This window comes from Acidovorax facilis (assembly GCF_050626955.1).
In the GTDB taxonomy this organism is placed as follows: Bacteria; Pseudomonadota; Gammaproteobacteria; order Burkholderiales; family Burkholderiaceae_C; genus Acidovorax; species Acidovorax facilis.
Map to the genome: position 1 here is coordinate 1297338 of NZ_CP192460.1, position 17176 is coordinate 1314513.

The 17176-nt window shown below is 60.5% G+C and carries 16 protein-coding genes and 2 tRNA genes; 13 read left to right on the plus strand and 5 right to left on the minus strand.

All coding sequences use genetic code 11. The features are described 5' to 3' along the window. Positions 1 to 41: 41 nt before the first annotated feature. Together ACQ4MJ_RS05865 and ACQ4MJ_RS05870 are read right to left on the minus strand one after the other, a co-directional pair. Positions 42 to 437, minus strand: coding sequence for a GtrA family protein (locus tag ACQ4MJ_RS05865; RefSeq protein WP_431149565.1), 396 nt, complete (start codon positions 435 to 437; stop codon positions 42 to 44). A gap of 106 nt (positions 438 to 543) precedes the next feature. Continuing rightward, positions 544 to 1497, minus strand: a complete 954-nt coding sequence (locus tag ACQ4MJ_RS05870; RefSeq protein ID WP_082437676.1) for a glycosyltransferase family 2 protein — start codon at positions 1495 to 1497, stop codon at positions 544 to 546. Between the two features lie 565 nt (positions 1498 to 2062). On the opposite strand from ACQ4MJ_RS05870, the gene thrS reads away from it, so the two are divergent. The 10 genes from thrS (at position 2063) to ACQ4MJ_RS05920 (ending at position 10668) form a co-directional block, all read left to right on the plus strand. Beyond that, the gene (thrS, locus tag ACQ4MJ_RS05875; RefSeq protein ID WP_218300097.1) at positions 2063 to 3982 is read left to right on the plus strand and encodes a threonine--tRNA ligase; all 1920 of its coding nucleotides are present in this window, start codon (positions 2063 to 2065) and stop codon (positions 3980 to 3982) included. A gap of 80 nt (positions 3983 to 4062) precedes the next feature. Next, positions 4063 to 4671 carry a translation initiation factor IF-3 gene (gene infC / locus ACQ4MJ_RS05880; RefSeq protein ID WP_082437675.1) on the plus strand — a complete coding sequence of 203 codons (609 nt, stop codon included), beginning with the start codon at positions 4063 to 4065 and terminating at the stop codon, positions 4669 to 4671. Between the two features lie 182 nt (positions 4672 to 4853). Next, positions 4854 to 5057 (plus strand): 50S ribosomal protein L35, encoded by a 204-nt coding sequence (gene rpmI, locus ACQ4MJ_RS05885; RefSeq protein ID WP_055402683.1) that lies wholly within the window; start codon positions 4854 to 4856, stop codon positions 5055 to 5057. Positions 5058 to 5081: 24 nt separating this feature from the next. Further along, on the plus strand, positions 5082 to 5441 hold the full coding sequence (gene rplT, locus ACQ4MJ_RS05890; RefSeq protein WP_121420463.1) for a 50S ribosomal protein L20: 360 nt from the start codon (positions 5082 to 5084) through the stop codon (positions 5439 to 5441). 111 nt (positions 5442 to 5552) lie between these two features. Then, a complete protein-coding gene (pheS, locus tag ACQ4MJ_RS05895; protein WP_431149563.1) occupies positions 5553 to 6605 on the plus strand; it encodes a phenylalanine--tRNA ligase subunit alpha in 1053 nt (350 codons plus the stop codon). 125 nt (positions 6606 to 6730) lie between these two features. Continuing rightward, positions 6731 to 9178: a phenylalanine--tRNA ligase subunit beta gene (gene pheT / locus ACQ4MJ_RS05900; RefSeq protein WP_431149562.1), complete on the plus strand. Its 2448-nt coding sequence runs from the start codon at positions 6731 to 6733 to the stop codon at positions 9176 to 9178. Between the two features lie 25 nt (positions 9179 to 9203). Continuing rightward, on the plus strand, positions 9204 to 9530 hold the full coding sequence (locus ACQ4MJ_RS05905) for an integration host factor subunit alpha (RefSeq protein WP_035198379.1): 327 nt from the start codon (positions 9204 to 9206) through the stop codon (positions 9528 to 9530). 97 nt (positions 9531 to 9627) lie between these two features. After that, positions 9628 to 10068, plus strand: coding sequence for a MerR family transcriptional regulator (locus ACQ4MJ_RS05910; RefSeq protein WP_055402676.1), 441 nt, complete (start codon positions 9628 to 9630; stop codon positions 10066 to 10068). A gap of 29 nt (positions 10069 to 10097) precedes the next feature. Next, positions 10098 to 10174 (plus strand) — tRNA-Pro (locus ACQ4MJ_RS05915). 194 nt (positions 10175 to 10368) lie between these two features. After that, complete coding sequence (locus ACQ4MJ_RS05920) at positions 10369 to 10668, plus strand: single-stranded DNA-binding protein (RefSeq protein WP_055402674.1); 300 nt, start codon at positions 10369 to 10371, stop codon at positions 10666 to 10668. 98 nt (positions 10669 to 10766) lie between these two features. Here the strand turns inward: ACQ4MJ_RS05920 and ACQ4MJ_RS05925 are convergent, their stop codons facing one another. Beyond that, positions 10767 to 10982, minus strand: a complete 216-nt coding sequence (locus ACQ4MJ_RS05925) for a hypothetical protein (RefSeq protein ID WP_233573437.1) — start codon at positions 10980 to 10982, stop codon at positions 10767 to 10769. Between the two features lie 632 nt (positions 10983 to 11614). On the opposite strand from ACQ4MJ_RS05925, the gene nirB reads away from it, so the two are divergent. From nirB to ACQ4MJ_RS05940, 3 genes are read left to right on the plus strand one after another with little or no spacing between them, the layout of a single operon-like run. Continuing rightward, positions 11615 to 14158, plus strand: coding sequence for a nitrite reductase large subunit NirB (gene nirB / locus ACQ4MJ_RS05930; RefSeq protein ID WP_431149561.1), 2544 nt, complete (start codon positions 11615 to 11617; stop codon positions 14156 to 14158). Between the two features lie 12 nt (positions 14159 to 14170). Then, positions 14171 to 14536 carry a nitrite reductase small subunit NirD gene (gene nirD / locus ACQ4MJ_RS05935; RefSeq protein WP_228897937.1) on the plus strand — a complete coding sequence of 122 codons (366 nt, stop codon included), beginning with the start codon at positions 14171 to 14173 and terminating at the stop codon, positions 14534 to 14536. A gap of 59 nt (positions 14537 to 14595) precedes the next feature. Then, positions 14596 to 15903 (plus strand): nitrate- and nitrite sensing domain-containing protein, encoded by a 1308-nt coding sequence (locus ACQ4MJ_RS05940; protein WP_431149560.1) that lies wholly within the window; start codon positions 14596 to 14598, stop codon positions 15901 to 15903. 159 nt (positions 15904 to 16062) lie between these two features. On the opposite strand, the gene ACQ4MJ_RS05945 is transcribed toward ACQ4MJ_RS05940, so the two are convergent. After that, positions 16063 to 16138, minus strand: a tRNA-Thr gene (locus ACQ4MJ_RS05945). An 11-nt stretch (positions 16139 to 16149) separates the two neighbouring features. Next, a complete protein-coding gene (locus ACQ4MJ_RS05950; protein ID WP_055402642.1) occupies positions 16150 to 17157 on the minus strand; it encodes a class 1 fructose-bisphosphatase in 1008 nt (335 codons plus the stop codon). Between the last annotated feature and the right edge of the window lie 19 nt (positions 17158 to 17176).

Consider the following 17176-nt stretch of genomic DNA (forward strand, 5'->3'; position numbering starts at 1 on the left):
CCCTGTTGCGCGGGGTGTGATGGGCCGTTGCCAGAGCTTGTTTAGGCCATGTCCGAGGTCTTGTGCGTGAAGGTCCAGGCGTTGTTGAGAAGGAAATTGTTCAGTGCCACGGCGCCCACAGCTACAAACGCCCCCCAGCCGTACCACAGGCCCAGAAAATCCGTGAACAGCTTGATGATGAGGATGTTCAGCCCCAGGCCGATCAGCGACACGATGCAGTACCTGATCAGCGAAGCCCAGTAGCTGCCAACGTATCCAAAGGTCCAGATCCTGTTCATTCCGTAGGAGATCAGCAGTGCAAATACAAACCCTGTGGTGGTGGCAACGACCGGCCCTGTTAAGCCAAGCTCCACCAGCAGGAACAGGGTGGACATGTGCACTACGGCACCGATAACACCCACAACGCCATAGCGAAGCAGTTTGGAAAAGGAGGGCATGAGGGCAATGGTGAATGTGAAATAGCGGTGCCGTGACCCCCGCGTGGTGGAGAAAGAAGGGTCAGTGCGACATGGAGCGCTCAGGCGTGCGGCCTGCGTTGCCGGATCAAGGGCTGGCGGGGTTGTCGGGTTGGTTCAGAGGCAGCTTCTGGGAGACGATGTAGCGGGGTCGTTGTTTGACCTCGTCATAGATGCGCGCGAGATACTCCCCGATGATTCCGAGGCCAATCATCAGTGAGCTGCCGATGATCAGTAGCAGCAAGATGACGGTGGTAAAGCCGTTGATCGCCGCTCCCGACAACTTCATGTACACCGTGTGCATCCCCAGCATGACGGAAAATGCGAAGAAGAGCACACCAAAGATTGTGATCAGGTGCAGTGGAAAAGTGCTGAAACTTGTGACGGCAACGGCCGCAAGGCGAATCAGGCCAAAGACAGACCATCCCGAATCTCCAGCGATGCGGGGCTCCACCTCGAAGGGGATCTGCGTAGACCGGAACCCCATCCAGCTGATCATGCCGCGAAAGAAGACGTTGCGTTCTTTCATCGTGCGATACGCCTCGATGACCCGTTGATCAAGCAGTTTGTAGTCGGACGCGCCGTTCAAGTCGTGGCCGGAGAACGCCCGCAAAATAAGATAAAACAGTTTTGCCCGTGCAGCAGAGAGGCTGGATTCGTCGCCCCGGCTGGATTTGACCGCTTCCACGATGTCGAACTCGCCAGTGCGCCAAGTTTCGATCATGGTCGGGAGCAGGGAAGGAGGGTGCTGCATGTCGCCGTCCATGATGATCACCGCCTTGCCTCGTGCCGCCTCCAGGCCCGCCGACACCGCCGCTTCCTTGCCAAAATTGCGACTCAGGCGCAGACCCCGCAACCGGGCCATAGTTTGAGAGATGGCGGTAATTTCATTCCATGTGTTGTCTTTGGACCCATCATCCACCACCACGATTTCCCAGGTGGAGGCTGATACAGCCAGAAATTTCTCGACCTCCCGCAAGGTGAACCGGATGCCGGCTTCTTCACAATAGACAGGGATGACAACGGAAATCTCAGGGTGCATAAACATTCTCATAAAGCCGATCCTGGCCGAAGATCAGCTACGAGCCAGAGTGGTGGGATGTACCGAAGTGCTGCCTTGGGGTGTGGCTGCGCAATCGGTGCTAGCGGGGTGCTGTTGCTTGACGCCCGTGTTACCGGGGCGCCTGGCTTGGTGACGCCCCAGTGCAGGACTTTCTCACATTTCGACGCACCGACTGTAGTTGCCAGATTGACTACCGCCAAAAATCATCGCACAGTTTTGTCCATGGGGCGGGTGTGTTCATGGGTGCTCCAGTTGTGTAAGCGAAACGTCTTTGATGATGTGCGCAAGCGCGTTGTCTGGGCAATCGATCCCGGGGCGGGGGTAAAATGCCAAAAATTCCACTTACAAGAGCGAGAAAGGCAATCTGGTTATGACACCGCGAACTACATCGGAGATGTTGACTGGCCGTTAAGGCTGGCTGTTCGCGCCTGCACGAGATTGCACTCCTCATCCAGAAAGCGCGGACCCGTTCCGCGCTTTTTTGTTTCTGGGCCTGGCGCGTGCCCGCATCCATTGCACTGATTGAAAAGAAAGAGTTACTCCCATGATTCACATCACGCTTCCTGATGGCTCGCAGCGCCAATTCCCGGGTCCTGTCACGGTGGCCGAAGTGGCGGCCTCTATCGGCACCGGTCTGGCCAAGGCGGCTCTGGCCGGCAAGATTGACGGCAAGGTGGTGGACACCAGTTACCAGATCACGGCCGACAGCCCACTGTCCATCATCACGGCCAAGGATGCCGATGGCCTGGAGGTCATTCGCCACTCCACAGCCCACTTGCTGGCCTATGCCGTCAAGGAGCTGTTCCCGGAAGCCCAGGTGACCATCGGCCCGGTGATCGAGAACGGTTTCTTCTACGACTTTGCGTACAAGCGCCCCTTCACGCCTGAGGACCTGGTGGCCATCGAAAAGCGCATGGCCGAACTCGCCGCCAAGGACGAGCCCGTGGTACGCCGCGTTCTGCCGCGCGACGAGGCCGTGGCCTATTTCAAGAGCCTGGGCGAGCACTACAAGGCCGAGATCATTGCGAGCATCCCCAGCAATGAAGACGTGAGTCTGTACCGCGAAGGCAACTTCGAAGACCTATGCCGTGGCCCCCACGTGCCCAGCACGGGCAAGCTGAAGTTCTTCAAGCTCATGAAGGTAGCGGGCGCCTACTGGCGTGGCGACCACCGCAACGAGATGCTGCAGCGTATTTATGGCACGGCCTGGACTTCCAAAGAAGAACTGCAGCAGTACCTCACCATGCTGGAAGAGGCCGAAAAGCGCGACCACCGCAAGCTGGGTCGTGAACTGGACCTGTTCCATATGGATGAGCATTCGCCCGGCACCGTGTTCTGGCACCCCAAGGGCTGGGCTTTGTGGCAGGAGGTGGAACAGTACATGCGCCGCGTCTATCGCAATAACGGCTACCAGGAGGTGAAGGGTCCGCAGATCCTGGACAAGAGCCTGTGGGAGAAAACGGGCCACTGGGACAAGTACCGCGACAACATGTTCACGACCGAGTCGGAAAAGCGCGAGTACGCGCTCAAGCCGATGAACTGCCCCGGCCACATCCTGATCTACAAGCAGGGGATCAAGAGCTACCGCGACCTGCCATTGCGCTACGGCGAGTTCGGTGCCTGCCACCGCAATGAGCCTACGGGCGGCCTGCACGGCATCATGCGCGTGCGCGGCTTCACGCAGGATGACGGGCACATTTTCTGTACGGAAGAGCAGGTGCTGGAAGAGTGCGCCAACTACACGGCGCTGGTGCAGAAGGTCTACAAGGACTTTGGCTTTACCGACATCATCTACAAGGTGGCCACACGGCCCGAGGCACGCATTGGCACGGACGAGTCGTGGGACCGCGCGGAGAAGGCGCTGATGGATGGCCTGCGCCATTCGGGTTGCGAGTTCGAGATTGCCGAAGGCGAAGGTGCGTTCTATGGTCCGAAGATCGAGTACACGCTCAAGGACGCGCTGGGCCGTCAATGGCAGTGCGGCACGATGCAGATCGACCCCAACCTTCCCGAGCGTCTGGACGCCGAATACGTGGCCGAAGACGGCAGCCGCAAGCGCCCACTGATGCTGCACCGTGCAACCGTGGGCAGCATGGAACGGTTCATTGGCATGCTGATCGAACACTATGCCGGGGCGTTCCCGGTCTGGCTCGCTCCGGTGCAGGTTGCGGTGCTCAACATCACCGACGCACAGGCCGATTACTGTCGCGAAATTGCCGCAAAACTGCAAAAAGCACTTCCGAATCAAGACCTTAGGGTGGCGGTCGATCTGCGCAACGAAAAGATTACGTATAAAATACGCGAGCATTCGTTGCAAAAGCTGCCGTACATCCTTGTCGCGGGCGACAAGGAAAAGGCCGCAGGAGCCGTCGCAGTGCGCGGCCGGGGCAATCGTGACCTCGGCGTGATGTCTGTTGAAGCGTTCGCTGAGCTGATCGCCCAAGACATTGCCACCAAAGCCTGATTTTTAGTGAAAACATGCTTCGGCGCCTGCCATGTGTACGGTTGTAGCTACAAAGTTTGTAGTATTTTGATTGAAGGAAGATAGCCATCGCTACTGAATTTCGTGATCGTCGCCACCGTGAAGAGCGCAAGCACCGCCTGAACCGTGAAATCATGGCTCCGGAGGTCCGTCTTTCGGGTCCTGATAACGAGCCTTTGGGTGTTGTCAGTCTGATGGAAGCCCTGCGCATGGCGGGCGAGTTGGATGTGGATCTGGTGGAAATCGCCGCTACGGCGAACCCTCCAGTGTGCCGCCTCATGGACTACGGCAAGTTCAAGTACCAAGAGCAAAAGCGTGCGGCGGAAGCCAAAGCCAAGCAAACGGTCATTGAGATCAAGGAAGTCAAGTTCCGTCCGGGCACGGACGATGGCGACTACAACATCAAGATGCGCAACATCCGCCGTTTTCTGGCGGATGGCGACAAATGCAAGATCACGCTGCGATTCCGGGGGCGCGAAATCACGCACCAGGAACTGGGCTTGGCTTTGCTGAACCGGATTCGCGACGAGTTGGCAGACAGCATCATCATCGAGCAGTTTCCCAAGCTGGAAGGCCGTCAGATGATCATGATGATTGCCCCGGGCAAGAAAAAGCCTGCTGGTGCCAAGCCAGCAGCAGAGGTTGCTCCGGCAACGGGCACCGCAGCCTGAAGTTGTGCGGGTTGGTATGAGATTTTGAATGCTGCTCCTTTACCGGAGCAGGGTTCAAAAAGGCAGTGTTTCGGCACTGCTGAGCGAAGGGTGCGAACCCTTCGATAAAAGTGGCTCGGGGCCAACAAGTTTGCAGATCGGTTTGCAAACGCCTCGCGAGCACAAACAAAAGGAGCATTCACATGCCCAAAATGAAGACCAAGAGCAGCGCGAAAAAACGTTTCCGCGTTCGTCCCGGTGGCACCGTCAAGCGCGGTCAAGCCTTCAAACGTCACATCTTGACCAAGAAGACCACCAAGAACAAGCGCCACCTGCGTGGTGCAGTTGCTGTGCATGAGACCAACATGGGCTCGATCGCACAAATGCTGCCCAGTGCTGGCCTTTAATAACGACGAACAAGGAGTACATACATGCCTCGCGTCAAACGTGGTGTAACGGCCCGTGCCCGTCACAAGAAAGTTCTCGCCCTTGCCAAGGGCTTCCGTGGTCGCCGCGGTAATGTCTACCGTATCGCCAAACAGGCGGTAATGAAGGCTGGGCAATATGCCTACCGTGACCGCCGCACCAAGAAGCGCGTGTTCCGCCAGTTGTGGATCGCCCGTATCAACGCCGCTGCCCGTGAACTGGGCCTGACCTACAGCCAGTTCGCCAACGGCCTGAAGAAGGCATCCATCGAGATCGACCGCAAGATGCTGGCCGACCTCGCCGTGCACGACAAGGCTGCCTTTGGCAGCATCGTGAACCAAGTCAAGGCCAAGCTGGCTGCTTGAGATCACGATGAGCGGCTATCGTTCTGATAGCTGCTTGCGCAATAACAGCAAGGGCTAGAGCTTGAAAAGGCGCTAGCCCTTGTTTATTTTTCACGAGCGATAAAGAGTCGTATGAACGAGTTGGATTCCCTGGTCGAGAGCGCGACGCAACTGTTTGCCCAAAGCGCCACCCCCGCTGATCTGGAAAACGCCAAGGCGCAGTTTCTGGGCAAGTCGGGCCGCGTGACCGAGCTGATGAAGGGCATGGCGCAGCTGTCCGTCGAGGAAAAAAAATCCCGTGGCGCAGCCATCAATGTGGCCAAGCAAGCCATTGAAGCCGCACTGACCGCACGCCGCCAGGCTCTGGCCGACGCAGAATTGCAGCTTCAGCTCAAGGCCGAGGCATTGGATGTGAGCCTGCCAGGCCGCCAGCGCGGGCAGGGTGGTCTTCACCCGGTGTCCCTCACGCTTGAACGCATCCAGGGCATCTTTGGCTCCATGGGTTTTGACGTCGCCGAAGGCCCCGAGATCGAAACCGACTGGTTCAACTTCACCGCATTGAATACGCCGGAAGACCACCCTGCGCGGTCCATGCATGACACGTTTTATGTCGAGGGCGGCACTGCCACTGCCCCCAACCTGCTGCGCACGCACACCAGCCCCATGCAGATCCGCCACGCGGTGCAGCATGTCAAGAAGCACCGTGCCGCGCTGGATACCGGTCAGGCGATGCCCGAGATCCGCGTCATTGCGCCGGGCCGCACCTACCGGGTGGACAGTGACGCCACGCACTCGCCCATGTTCCACCAGTGCGAAGGCCTGTGGGTTGGCGAAAACGTGAGTTTCAAGGATCTGAAGGTCATCTTCACGGCTTTTTGCCGCACGTTCTTCGAGAGTGACGACCTCGTGCTGCGCTTCCGTCCCAGCTTCTTCCCCTTCACGGAGCCCAGCGCCGAGATCGACATCCAGTTCCAGACGGGCCCATTGGCCGGCCGTTGGCTGGAGGTGGCAGGCTCGGGCCAGGTGCACCCCAACGTGGTGCGCAACATGGGCCTCGACCCCGAAAAGTACATCGGCTTTGCCTTTGGCATGGGACCGGACCGCCTGACCATGTTGCGCTATGGCGTGAACGACCTGCGCCTGTTCTTCGACGGCGACATTCGTTTCCTGTCGCAGTTCCAATAAAGCAAAAAAGTGAGCTGCTAGCGCTTGATTTCAATGGGTTTCATCGCCTTTTGACATTGAAATAAAGAACAGACAAGCGCAAGCAGCTATTTTTTTCAGAGCAAACGCCAAAGAATCTCTTCACTATGCAATTCCCTGAGTCCTGGTTGCGCGAATTTTGCAACCCACCGCTGACCACCCAAGAACTGGCCGACACGCTGACCATGGCGGGTCTGGAAGTTGAAGAATTGCGGCCCGTGGCGCCGCCTTTCACGAAAATTGTGGTCGGCGAAATCAAGGAAGCCGTTCAGCACCCGGACGCCGACCGCTTGCGCGTGTGCCAGGTGGACGTGGGGCAGGGGGCCTTGCTGAATATCGTGTGTGGTGCTCCCAACGCCCGCGTGGGCATCAAGGTGCCTTGTGCGCTGGTGGGGGCCGAACTGCCCCCGGGTGATGACGGCAAGCCGTTCCTCATCAAGGTGGGCAAGCTGCGCGGTGTGGAAAGCCAGGGCATGTTGTGCTCGGCGCGCGAACTCAAGCTGTCCGAGGACCATGGCGGTTTGCTCGAACTCGATGCTTCTGCGCCGGTGGGCCAGGACATCCGTGAACACTTGAACTTGGATGACACGCTGTTCACCCTCAAGCTCACGCCCAACCTGGCGCATTGCCTCAGCGTCTATGGGATTGCGCGCGAAGTGTCCGCACTGACCGGGGTGCCGCTGCAGCAACCCTCGTTCCCCGCCGTGGCTACCAAGCTTGCCGACCGGTTGCCGGTCAAGGTGAGCGCTCTTGACCTGTGCGGCCGCTTTTCCGGCCGCATCGTGCGCAACGTGAACACGCGGGCTGCCACGCCTCAATGGATGCTGGATCGCCTGGCCCGTTGCGGCCAGCGTGGTGTGTCGCCGTTGGTGGATATCTCCAACTATGTGATGTTTGAGCTGGGGCGCCCATCTCACATTTTTGATCTGGACAAGATCCACGGCGGCCTGGATGTGCGCTGGGGCAAGCCCGGTGAACAGCTCAAGCTGCTCAACGGCAACACCATCACCGTGGACGACAAGGTGGGTGTGATCGCCGACGACAGCCAAGTCGAGTCGCTGGCGGGCATCATGGGCGGCGACGCCACGGCAGTGTCCGACGATACCCAGCACATTTACATCGAGGCCGCCTTCTGGTGGCCCAAGGCGGTGGCAGGGCGCTCGCGCCGCTTCAACTTCTCGACCGACGCAGGCCATCGCTTTGAGCGGGGTGTGGACCCGAGCCTGACAGTGGAGCACATCGAGCGCATCACACAGCTTGTGATTGATATCTGCGGTACGCCTGACACGGTATGTGGCCCCATGGATGATCAGGCGGTGAATCTGCCGGTACCCCGGCCGGTCGCACTGCGTGTCGCACGTGCGGCCAAGGTCATCGGTATGCCCCTCACCCAGGCGCAATGCGCTGATGCATTGCAGCGTCTGGGGCTGCCCGTGGTGCAGGGCGAGGGTACGCTCACCGTCACGCCACCGTCGTTCCGGTTCGACGTCACGATCGAGGAAGACCTGATCGAAGAAGTGGCGCGCATGGTGGGTTACAACAACCTCCCCACCACCCCACCGCTGGCGCCCATTACGCCCAAGTTGCCGGCCGAGGCCACGCGCAGCCCGTTTGCGGTGCGCCGTTCATTGGCAGGCCTGGGGTACCAGGAGACGATCAACTTCAGTTTTGTGGAAGAGCGTTGGGAGCACGAACTGGCCGCCAACACACAACCCATCAAGCTGCTGAACCCCATTGCAAGCCAGATGAGCGTGATGCGCTCTACCTTGCTGGGTTCTCTGCTACAAGTTTTGAAGTTCAACCTGGACCGCAAAGCACAGCGTGTGCGGGTGTTCGAACTGGGCCGCGTGTTCCTGCGCGACGCGAGTGTGCGCAACACGGACACCACCGTGGAGGGCTTTCATCAGCCTATGCGAGTGTCAGGCCTGGCGTATGGCCCGAACGACACCTTGCAATGGGGCCGCAAAGAGCAGGCTATCGATTTCTTTGACGTGAAGGGCGATGTGGAGGCGCTCCTGGCGCCTGTGGAGGCCATGTTTGAACCTGCGACCCATCCTGCCATGCACCCCGGCCGGTGTGCGCGCGTGCTGGTGAATGGGCGTGCCATAGGTTTTGTGGGCGAGTTGCACCCTCAGTGGCGCCAGTCGTGGGATTTGCCACAGGCGCCTGTGATGTTCGAGCTGGAGCTCGATGCCGTGCTGCAACGCGTAGTGCCCCAGTTCAAGCCAGTGGCCAAGCATCAGGCTGTTGAGCGTGATCTGGCCGTAGTGGTGGCCGAGCGCGTGACGCACGCCGACATCATGGGTGCGGTGGAGCAGGCCGTTCCCGATGGCATGCTGCGGTCTGCCGTGCTGTTTGACGTGTACCGGCCCAAGGCACTGCGTGCCGGTGAAGAGACCCCCGCAGGTGGCCTGGCTCCCGGCGAGAAGAGCCTGGCTGTGCGTCTCACTCTGGGGCGTGACGAGGCCACGCTCACAGAGGCCGAGATCGAGGCGGCGGTGCAAGCCGTGGTCGCACAGCTGGCGCAGCGTGCGGGCGCACGGCTGCGGATGTGACGATGTCCAAAGGGAGTGATAAATCATGATCGAATTCGCAGTCGAAAGCCTGGAGACCCCAGCGCTGACCAAGGCGCAGCTGGCCGATCTGCTGTTCGACCAAATCGGCCTGAACAAGCGCGAGTCCAAGGACATGATCGATGCGTTCTTTGACCTGATCTCCCAGAGCCTTGTGGAGGGCAAGGATGTCAAGTTGTCGGGCTTCGGCAACTTTCAGATTCGGACCAAGGCTCCACGACCTGGTCGTAATCCGCGCACGGGCGAGGCCATTCCGATCAAAGCACGCCGGGTCGTGACGTTTCATGCCAGCAGCAAGCTCAAGGAGCAGATCCAGACGGCCGCTGCCTCGTGAATTTGTGCGCTTTTTGTGACCAGAATGTTGCCGATGGCTGGCGGTCTGTGCGCGTCTGCAGTACGCTAGTCGGCTGTTCGGTTTGAATCCACAACCCATGGGCACCCCGCTTCCTTCCATCCCTGCCAAGCGCTACTTCACGATTGGTGAGGTCGCGGAGTTGTGTGGCGTCAAGCCCCATGTTTTGCGCTATTGGGAGCAGGAGTTCACGCAGTTGCGTCCCATGAAGCGGCGCGGCAATCGGCGCTATTACCAGCACCATGAGGTGTTGATGATCCGCCGCATCCGCGATCTGCTGTACGACCAGGGGTTCACGATCAGTGGTGCACGCAATCGTCTGCAGGAGCTTGCGCATCCGGCCCGCGATGATTCCGGAACCGACGCTGCATTGAATGGTGATGGCCTGGATTCCCAGATGCCCAGCATGCTGGTGGATAGCGCGCGTGACCTTTCCATCGAGGCGATGGGGTTCACCCTGGACTCCAATGCGGTGCGCAAAGAATTATTTGAGATTCGTGCGCTGCTTTCTCTGAACTGAGGTTTTTGTGCATATAATCTAAGTCTTGTCGGCGTGTAGCGCAGCCTGGTAGCGCACTTGCATGGGGTGCAAGGGGTCGCGAGTTCGAATCCCGCCACGCCGACCATTGATAGCAAAAGCCCAGAACCGAAAGGTTCTGGGCTTTTTTGCTTGAGAGGGCGCTCAGAGGTATCCCTGAATGATTTGTACCATGCCTCCTGACCGCTGCACTCTTAGGGCTTGTTGCGCGGGCTTGCCGCCAGGGAGCGCACTGTGTGCTGATCGAAAACAGGTGATGGCCCGCCGGGGCGGAGGACTTTCATGATCGATGGACTCGTGGCCGGAAGGCTTTACGGTGATTCCGAGCAGCGTACCGACAAGGCTGGAAAGCCTTTCACTGTGGCCAAGGTGCGTGCAAACACGGCGGATGGCGAGTTGCTTTTTGTGAATGTGATTGCGTTTGAGGCGGGTGTTTGCGCTGCCATTCATCACCTGCGCGATGGGGATTCACTCGCGCTTTCGGGCAGCATCACACCGAGAGTCTGGACGGACAAGCAGGGCAACACCCGGCCTGCATTGGATATGGTGGCGCACCGTCTGCTTGCGCTCCACGGAGATTGAAACAGGACGCTGCTGAGTGGCGGACTTGAAGCGGGGCAACGGTGTATCCCTGTGGGTTTGGGCAACCGGCTTCAGGCGCTTGTGGGGCACCGCAGATATCAAGTCGGGCTTTGTGGCATGGATGTGGTTTTTATAAATCCCAGCGCTTTGAGTTCTTCTTCGTCCAGATGCAGCTCCGTCAATTCCGGTTGCCGTGCCTCCACGGCACGCCTGCGTTCGTAGTTGCTGGGAGGGCCTTTTTCTGTTTGTCGGCGGTCCTGCCCGTTGCGTCTGTCGGTGTTGACTCTCCGGTCGGTGTTCATACTGGTGCTCATGCTGGTGGGGTCATGGGTATTGATGGGGGCTGGGGCTGTCGGTGCTTCATGAACGTGATGCTCGGTGGTTGCCAGTCGCCTCCGTCCTGCCGTGCCAGTCTGCCGGAGCTCGCTTTTTTTGGAAATGAAAAGATGACCGCAAGGCAAGGTGGGTTGCAAGGGTGACACTGCAGATGCTTTGGTGAATCGGAAGATTCCAAAGTGTCCACCGCCCAAGCCTTTGCCAAAGCCTGGCGACTCCAGTCCTTGCAGCTCGCTACCGGTATGGGTGATTGCCCTGATTTGGTGAGGTGCTGCACTGCATTGATGCATTCCGCCACCGGGCGGTACTCCAGAGAACGATCCGGTCAGCCCTACCTGGTCCGCCCACAGGGGCTTGGCATGGCCTCGGATGGTGCGGCATGAATATTGCGATCCCCTTCCGTGTCTGCTGGTGAAGCTGCCTGCGGACTGATCGATACCCTCCGCTAATGATGGCGGAACACCCGAGTGAGTTGCGGCTTTTTTTGCAGTCGCCCGCTTGGTAGTTCCAACCCACGCCCGTGGTTCCGCGGAGGGTGTGCTGTGCCGCTGGCATGGCACATCCTGCACCCCTCGAAACGGTTCCCCGGGTTCTTGCAGGATGAGCAAGCATGAAAATCGTTCTCATTGGCCACGGCATGGTCGGCCACAAGTTCCTCGAAAGTCTGGCCGAAACCGGCATGACTGGTGTCGAGGTCACCGTGCTGTGCGAGGAGCCGCGCCCTGCCTACGACCGGGTGCATCTGTCGGCCTTCTTCAGTGGCACCTCGGCCGATGAACTTTCGCTGGTCGAACCCGGCTTCTTCGAGCGCACCGGCTTCACGTTGCGCCTGGCCGCGCGCGCTGCATCGGTGGACCGTCGCATCCGCACCGTGACCACGGCGGATGGCGAAGTGCTCACCTACGACAAGCTGGTGTTGGCCACCGGCTCCAATCCCTTCGTGCCCCAGGTGTCCGGACGCGACCGCGATCACTGCTTTGTCTACCGCACCATCGAGGACCTGGAGGCCATGCAGGCCTCGGGTGCCAAATCGAAGACCGGCGTGGTCGTGGGCGGGGGGCTGCTGGGCCTGGAATGCGCCAAGGCGCTGCGCGACATGGGCCTCGAAACCCATGTGGTCGAGTTCGCTCCCAGGCTCATGGCTGTTCAGGTGGATGAGGGCGGTGGCCGCGTGCTGCGGGCCAAGATCGAAGAACTGGGCGTGCAGGTGCACACCGGCCGCAATACGCAGGAGATCACCGATGGCGCCCGCGCGCGCCACCGCATGGTGTTTGCCGACGGCACCTGGCTGGAGACCGACATGATCGTGTTCTCCGCTGGCATCCGCCCACGAGACGAACTGGCGCGCCAGAGCCTGCTGGCCATTGGCCCGCGCGGCGGCGTGGCCATTGACAGTGCCTGCCGTACCAGCGACCACGATGTCTACGCCATCGGCGAATGCGCCTCGTGGAACGAGCAGACCTTCGGCCTGGTCGCGCCCGGCTACGACATGGCGCGTGTGGCCGCCCGCCACATCGCGGGTGAGACCGACGCGGCTTTCGTCGGTGCGGACATGAGCACCAAGCTCAAGCTCATGGGCGTGGACGTAGCCAGCATTGGCGACGCGCATGGGAAAACGCCGCACAGCCGCACCTGCCAGTACGTGGACGAGCGTCGCCAGGTCTACAAAAAGATCGTCATCAGCGAGGATGGCAAGCAGCTGCTGGGCGCCGTGCTGATCGGCGATGCCTCCGAATACGGCACGTTGCTGCAGATGGCCCTGAACGGCATCACGCTGCCCGATGACCCCGAGTTCCTGATTTTTCCGTCCAGCGACGGCAAGGCCAAGCACGGATTGGGCGTGGAGGCCCTGCCCGACACGGCACAGATCTGCTCGTGCAACAACGTCACCAAGGGTGGCATCTGCGAAGCCGTGGGCAATGGGGCGTGCACCATTGCCGAGGTGAAGGCCTGCACCAAGGCTGGTGCCACCTGCGGCGGCTGCGTGCCCCTGGTCACCCAGGTCATAAAGGCGGAAATGGCGCGCCGTGGCATGGCCGTGAACAACCACATCTGCGAGCACTTCGCTTACTCACGCCAGGAGATCTACCACCTGGTGCGTGTGGGCCAGATCAAGAGCTTCGAGGACCTGCTGGCAAAGCATGGCAAAGGCATGGGCTGCGATATCTGCAAGCCCGTGGCGGCCAGTGTGTTCGCCTCGTGCTGGAACGAATTTGTGCTCAAGAAGGAGCTGGCCGGCCTGCAGGACAGCAACGACTACTTCCTGGGCAACATCCAGAAGGACGGCACCTATTCGGTGGTGCCACGCATGCCCGGTGGCGAAGTCACACCCGACGGCCTGATCGCCGTGGGCCAGGTGGCTAAGAAATATGGGCTGTACACCAAGGTCACGGGCGGTGCGCGCGTGGACATGTTTGGTGCGCGGGTGGAGCAGTTGCCGTTGATTTGGGAAGAGCTGATCGCCGCCGGTTTTGAATCCGGCCACGCCTACGGCAAGTCGCTGCGCACCGTGAAGAGCTGTGTGGGCTCCACGTGGTGCCGCTACGGAGTGCAGGACAGCGTGGGCTTGGCCGTGGAACTGGAGAACCGTTACAAGGGCCTGCGTGCCCCGCACAAGATCAAGTTCGGTGTGTCGGGCTGCACGCGCGAATGCGCCGAGGCGCAGGGAAAGGACATTGGCGTCATTGCCACTGAAAAGGGCTGGAATCTCTACATCTGTGGCAACGGCGGCATGAAGCCGCGCCATGCCGAACTGTTTGCATCGGACCTGACGAAGGAAGACCTGGTGCGCATGATCGACCGGGTGCTGATGTTCTATGTGCGCACGGCAGACCGGCTGCAGCGCACCAGCACCTGGCGCGAAAACCTCGAAGGGGGCCTCGACTACCTCAAGGACGTGCTGCAAAAAGACAGCCTGGGCCTGTGCGCCGAGCTTGAATCGCAGATGCAGCACGTGGTGAACACCTACCAGTGCGAGTGGAAGGCGGCCGTGACCGACCCCGAGACGCGCAAGCGCTTCCGCTCGTTCGTGAACAGCGACCAGGCCGATGAGAACGTGCTCTTCGTCGAAGAGCGCGGCCAGATCCGCCCGGCGCGCGCCGATGAGCGTGGCCCTGTGTCGGCCAGAGTGATCCCCATCCGCCAGGCGGCCTGAAAGGAATAGACCATGAGTGCACTCCCCATGAACAGCACCGATTCCCTCGACTGGACCGACATCTGTGCGGTGGATGACATCCTCCCCAACACAGGCGTCTGCGCCCTGGTCGCCGATCTCCACGTGGCGGTTTTCCGCACTGGCAGCGACCAGTTCTTCGCCATTGACAACGTGGATCCCAAGTCAGGCGCCAGTGTGCTGTCGCGCGGGCTGATCGGCAGCCTGAGCGGCCGCGTGGTGGTGGCTTCACCGCTGTACAAGAACCACTTTGACCTGCAGACGGGCGAATGCCTGGAAATGCCGGAGCATTCGGTTCGCACCTACAGCGTGCGTGCCGTACGTGGTCGTGTCAGCGTGGCTGGCGCGCCGGCAGCCTGACACAATCGCATCCACGTCGCGGCACTCCGGCTGCGCCCTAAACAACCCAGGAAACCTGCATGCCCGACCTCGCGGCGCCCTTGTCCGTATCGAACCTTGTCCTGCGTTCCAAGCAACTGGAGATTGATGCTGTGCGCCATCTGGCCAGTCGGGCTGAACTGGTGGATGTGATCGGGCAACTGATCCAGGGCCTGCAGCGCGAGCGGGGCGCGTCAGGGGCCTTCCTGGCCTCCAAGGCACAGCGTTTTGCCGACATGCGCCTGCGGGTCGTCGAGGAGGTGGGCCCCTTGGAGGCCCGGCTGCGTGAAGTGTTTGCTCAGCACATCGAGCCTGCACAGGGCGCCACTGCCAAGGCGCTGTCGCTGATGGCATGGGCGCTGCTCGGGATGGAGTCGTTGCCAGCGCTGCGCACCCAGATCGAGCGCCAGGCAATGACTGCCAACGATTCTGTTGCCGCGTACAGCCACCTCATTGCAGGGCTGATCGAGTTGGTTTTCCATGTAGCCGATGCGGCGGGTTTGCCCAGCGTGTCTCGCCTGCTGGTGGCGTTGCTGCACCTCGTGCAAGCTGAGGAAGAGGCGGGCCAGGAGCGGGCTTTGGGGGCCTTGCTGTATGCATCCGGCCGTAGCAACGAGGCGCACCAGCAGCGTGTGATTCACCTCATCGATGCGCAGGAGCGTAGCCTGCGTGTCTTCGCCGAGTTCGCCGAGCCAGAACTGCGCGTGCGATGGGAGCAACAACAGCTATCTCCCGGTGTGGCCAAGTTGGAGCGCTTGCGCCGAACGCTGTGTGTGGCTCGGCCAGACGCTGCGCTGGACGGCGATCTCAGTGATATCTGGTTCGACGTTTGTTCCGAGCGCATCAATGCGCTGTGGCACCTCCAGGTCGATCTGGTCAAACGCTTGCGGGCGGACTGCGAGGCGCGCATCCTCGAAGCTCAGCAAGACCTTCAGGACTCCAAAGGCCTGCTGCGCGGACTGCGCGACAACCCGCCGCAGCGTACGCATGCCGTGGATCGGTTTTTTGACATGGCACTGGCGCCCACTGTGGTGCCAGCACCTCCGGGTGGCGCCCAAGCGGGGGAACCCGCATCTCTCATGGAGCTGCTGCAGACCCAGACGGCCCGCATGGCCAGCATGGAAGCGGAGCTGGATGCTGCGCGCCGCACGCTCAACGAGCGCAAGGTCATAGAGCGCGCCAAAGGAGTGTTGATGGCCCGACTTGGCATGAACGAGGAGGTCGCCTTCAGGGTGTTGCAAAAAACCTCGATGGACCAGAACCGCCGCCTGCTGGAGGTAGCCGAGGCCACGTTGTCGCTGCCGGACTTCGCATTCGCGCAACAGGGGCAGAGGGATCCCAAGCCTTGACCTTGGCTGGGCGCAGGATGGTCGCGAGCCCTGCCTGGTCTTGTCGGTGGCGTTGCTGACCGGTGTCACAACGTTTACGCCATGATGTAGTGCGACAAGGATTTGCGCAGCAAGCGCAGGCAAAAAGCCCCTGACTCTTGCGAATCAGGGGCTTTCATTTGGTGCCGGAGAGATGAATCGAACACCCGACCTTCTCATTACGAATGAGCTGCTCTACCGACTGAGCTACACCGGCTTAGCCTCGAATTATAGCGTGGAATGGTAGCTGGTCACGCGCTCGACCTCATTTTTTGAGCCGAGGATCACGCTGACGCGCTCATGGAGCTGGGTGGGCTGGATGTCGAGGATGCGTTGCTTGCCATTGGTAGCGGCGCCGCCAGCTTGCTCGACGAGCCAGCCCATGGGGTTGGCTTCATACATCAGGCGCAGCTTGCCGGGCTTGTTGGGCTCGCGCTTGTCCCAGGGGTACATGAAGACGCCGCCACGGGTCAGGATGCGGTGCACATCGGCCACCATGCTGGCGATCCAGCGCATGTTGAAGTCCTTGCCGCGCGGGCCGTCCTTGCCCTGCAGGCATTCGTCGATGTAGCGCTTCACGGGTTCGTCCCAGTGGCGCATGTTGCTCATGTTGATGGCGAATTCCTTGGTGTCCTCGGGAATGCGCACGTTTTCTTCCGTCAGCACGAAGGAGCCCTGTTCGCGGTCGAGCGTAAACATGGCCACGCCGTCGCCCACGGTGAGCACCAGCGTGGTCTGCGGGCCGTAGATGCAGTAGCCTGCGGCCACTTGCTGGGTGCCGGGTTGCAGGAAGTCGCCTTCCTCCACGCCACGGTCACCATCGGGTTTCTTCAGCACGCTGAAGATGGTGCCGATGCTCACGTTCACGTCGATGTTGCTGGAGCCGTCCAGGGGATCGAACAGCAACAGGTATTCGCCCTGGGGGTAGCGGTTGGGCACCAGGTAGATGCCGTCCATTTCCTCAGACGCCATGGCCGCCAGGTGGCCGCCCCATTCGTTGGCTTCGATCAGCACCTCGTTGGCGATGATGTCGAGCTTTTTCTGGATCTCGCCCTGCACGTTTTCGCTGCTGGCCGTGCCCAGCACGCCGCCCAGCGCGCCTTTGTTCACGGCGTGGCTGATGCTCTTACAGGCGCGTGCCACCACTTCCAGGAGCAGGCGCAGTTGCGAGGGGATGAGCCCGTCCACCCGTTGCTGTTCAACAAGGTAGCGGGTCAGGCTGATGCTTTTTGCCATGTCGGTCTCTTCTCGGTCG

Coding starts and splice junctions, on each gene's coding strand:
- nirD (WP_228897937.1), top strand. CDS start 14,171: ATGAGTGCACTCCCCATGAACAGCACCGATTCCCTCGACTGGACCGAC.
- ACQ4MJ_RS05950 (WP_055402642.1), bottom strand. CDS start 17,157: ATGGCAAAAAGCATCAGCCTGACCCGCTACCTTGTTGAACAGCAACGG.
- ACQ4MJ_RS05940 (WP_431149560.1), top strand. CDS start 14,596: ATGCCCGACCTCGCGGCGCCCTTGTCCGTATCGAACCTTGTCCTGCGT.
- thrS (WP_218300097.1), top strand. CDS start 2,063: ATGATTCACATCACGCTTCCTGATGGCTCGCAGCGCCAATTCCCGGGT.
- ACQ4MJ_RS05920 (WP_055402674.1), top strand. CDS start 10,369: ATGATCGATGGACTCGTGGCCGGAAGGCTTTACGGTGATTCCGAGCAG.
- ACQ4MJ_RS05905 (WP_035198379.1), top strand. CDS start 9,204: ATGATCGAATTCGCAGTCGAAAGCCTGGAGACCCCAGCGCTGACCAAG.
- ACQ4MJ_RS05925 (WP_233573437.1), bottom strand. CDS start 10,982: ATGAGCACCAGTATGAACACCGACCGGAGAGTCAACACCGACAGACGC.
- ACQ4MJ_RS05870 (WP_082437676.1), bottom strand. CDS start 1,497: ATGCACCCTGAGATTTCCGTTGTCATCCCTGTCTATTGTGAAGAAGCC.
- pheT (WP_431149562.1), top strand. CDS start 6,731: ATGCAATTCCCTGAGTCCTGGTTGCGCGAATTTTGCAACCCACCGCTG.
- rplT (WP_121420463.1), top strand. CDS start 5,082: ATGCCTCGCGTCAAACGTGGTGTAACGGCCCGTGCCCGTCACAAGAAA.
- pheS (WP_431149563.1), top strand. CDS start 5,553: ATGAACGAGTTGGATTCCCTGGTCGAGAGCGCGACGCAACTGTTTGCC.
- rpmI (WP_055402683.1), top strand. CDS start 4,854: ATGCCCAAAATGAAGACCAAGAGCAGCGCGAAAAAACGTTTCCGCGTT.
- nirB (WP_431149561.1), top strand. CDS start 11,615: ATGAAAATCGTTCTCATTGGCCACGGCATGGTCGGCCACAAGTTCCTC.
- ACQ4MJ_RS05910 (WP_055402676.1), top strand. CDS start 9,628: ATGGGCACCCCGCTTCCTTCCATCCCTGCCAAGCGCTACTTCACGATT.
- ACQ4MJ_RS05865 (WP_431149565.1), bottom strand. CDS start 437: ATGCCCTCCTTTTCCAAACTGCTTCGCTATGGCGTTGTGGGTGTTATC.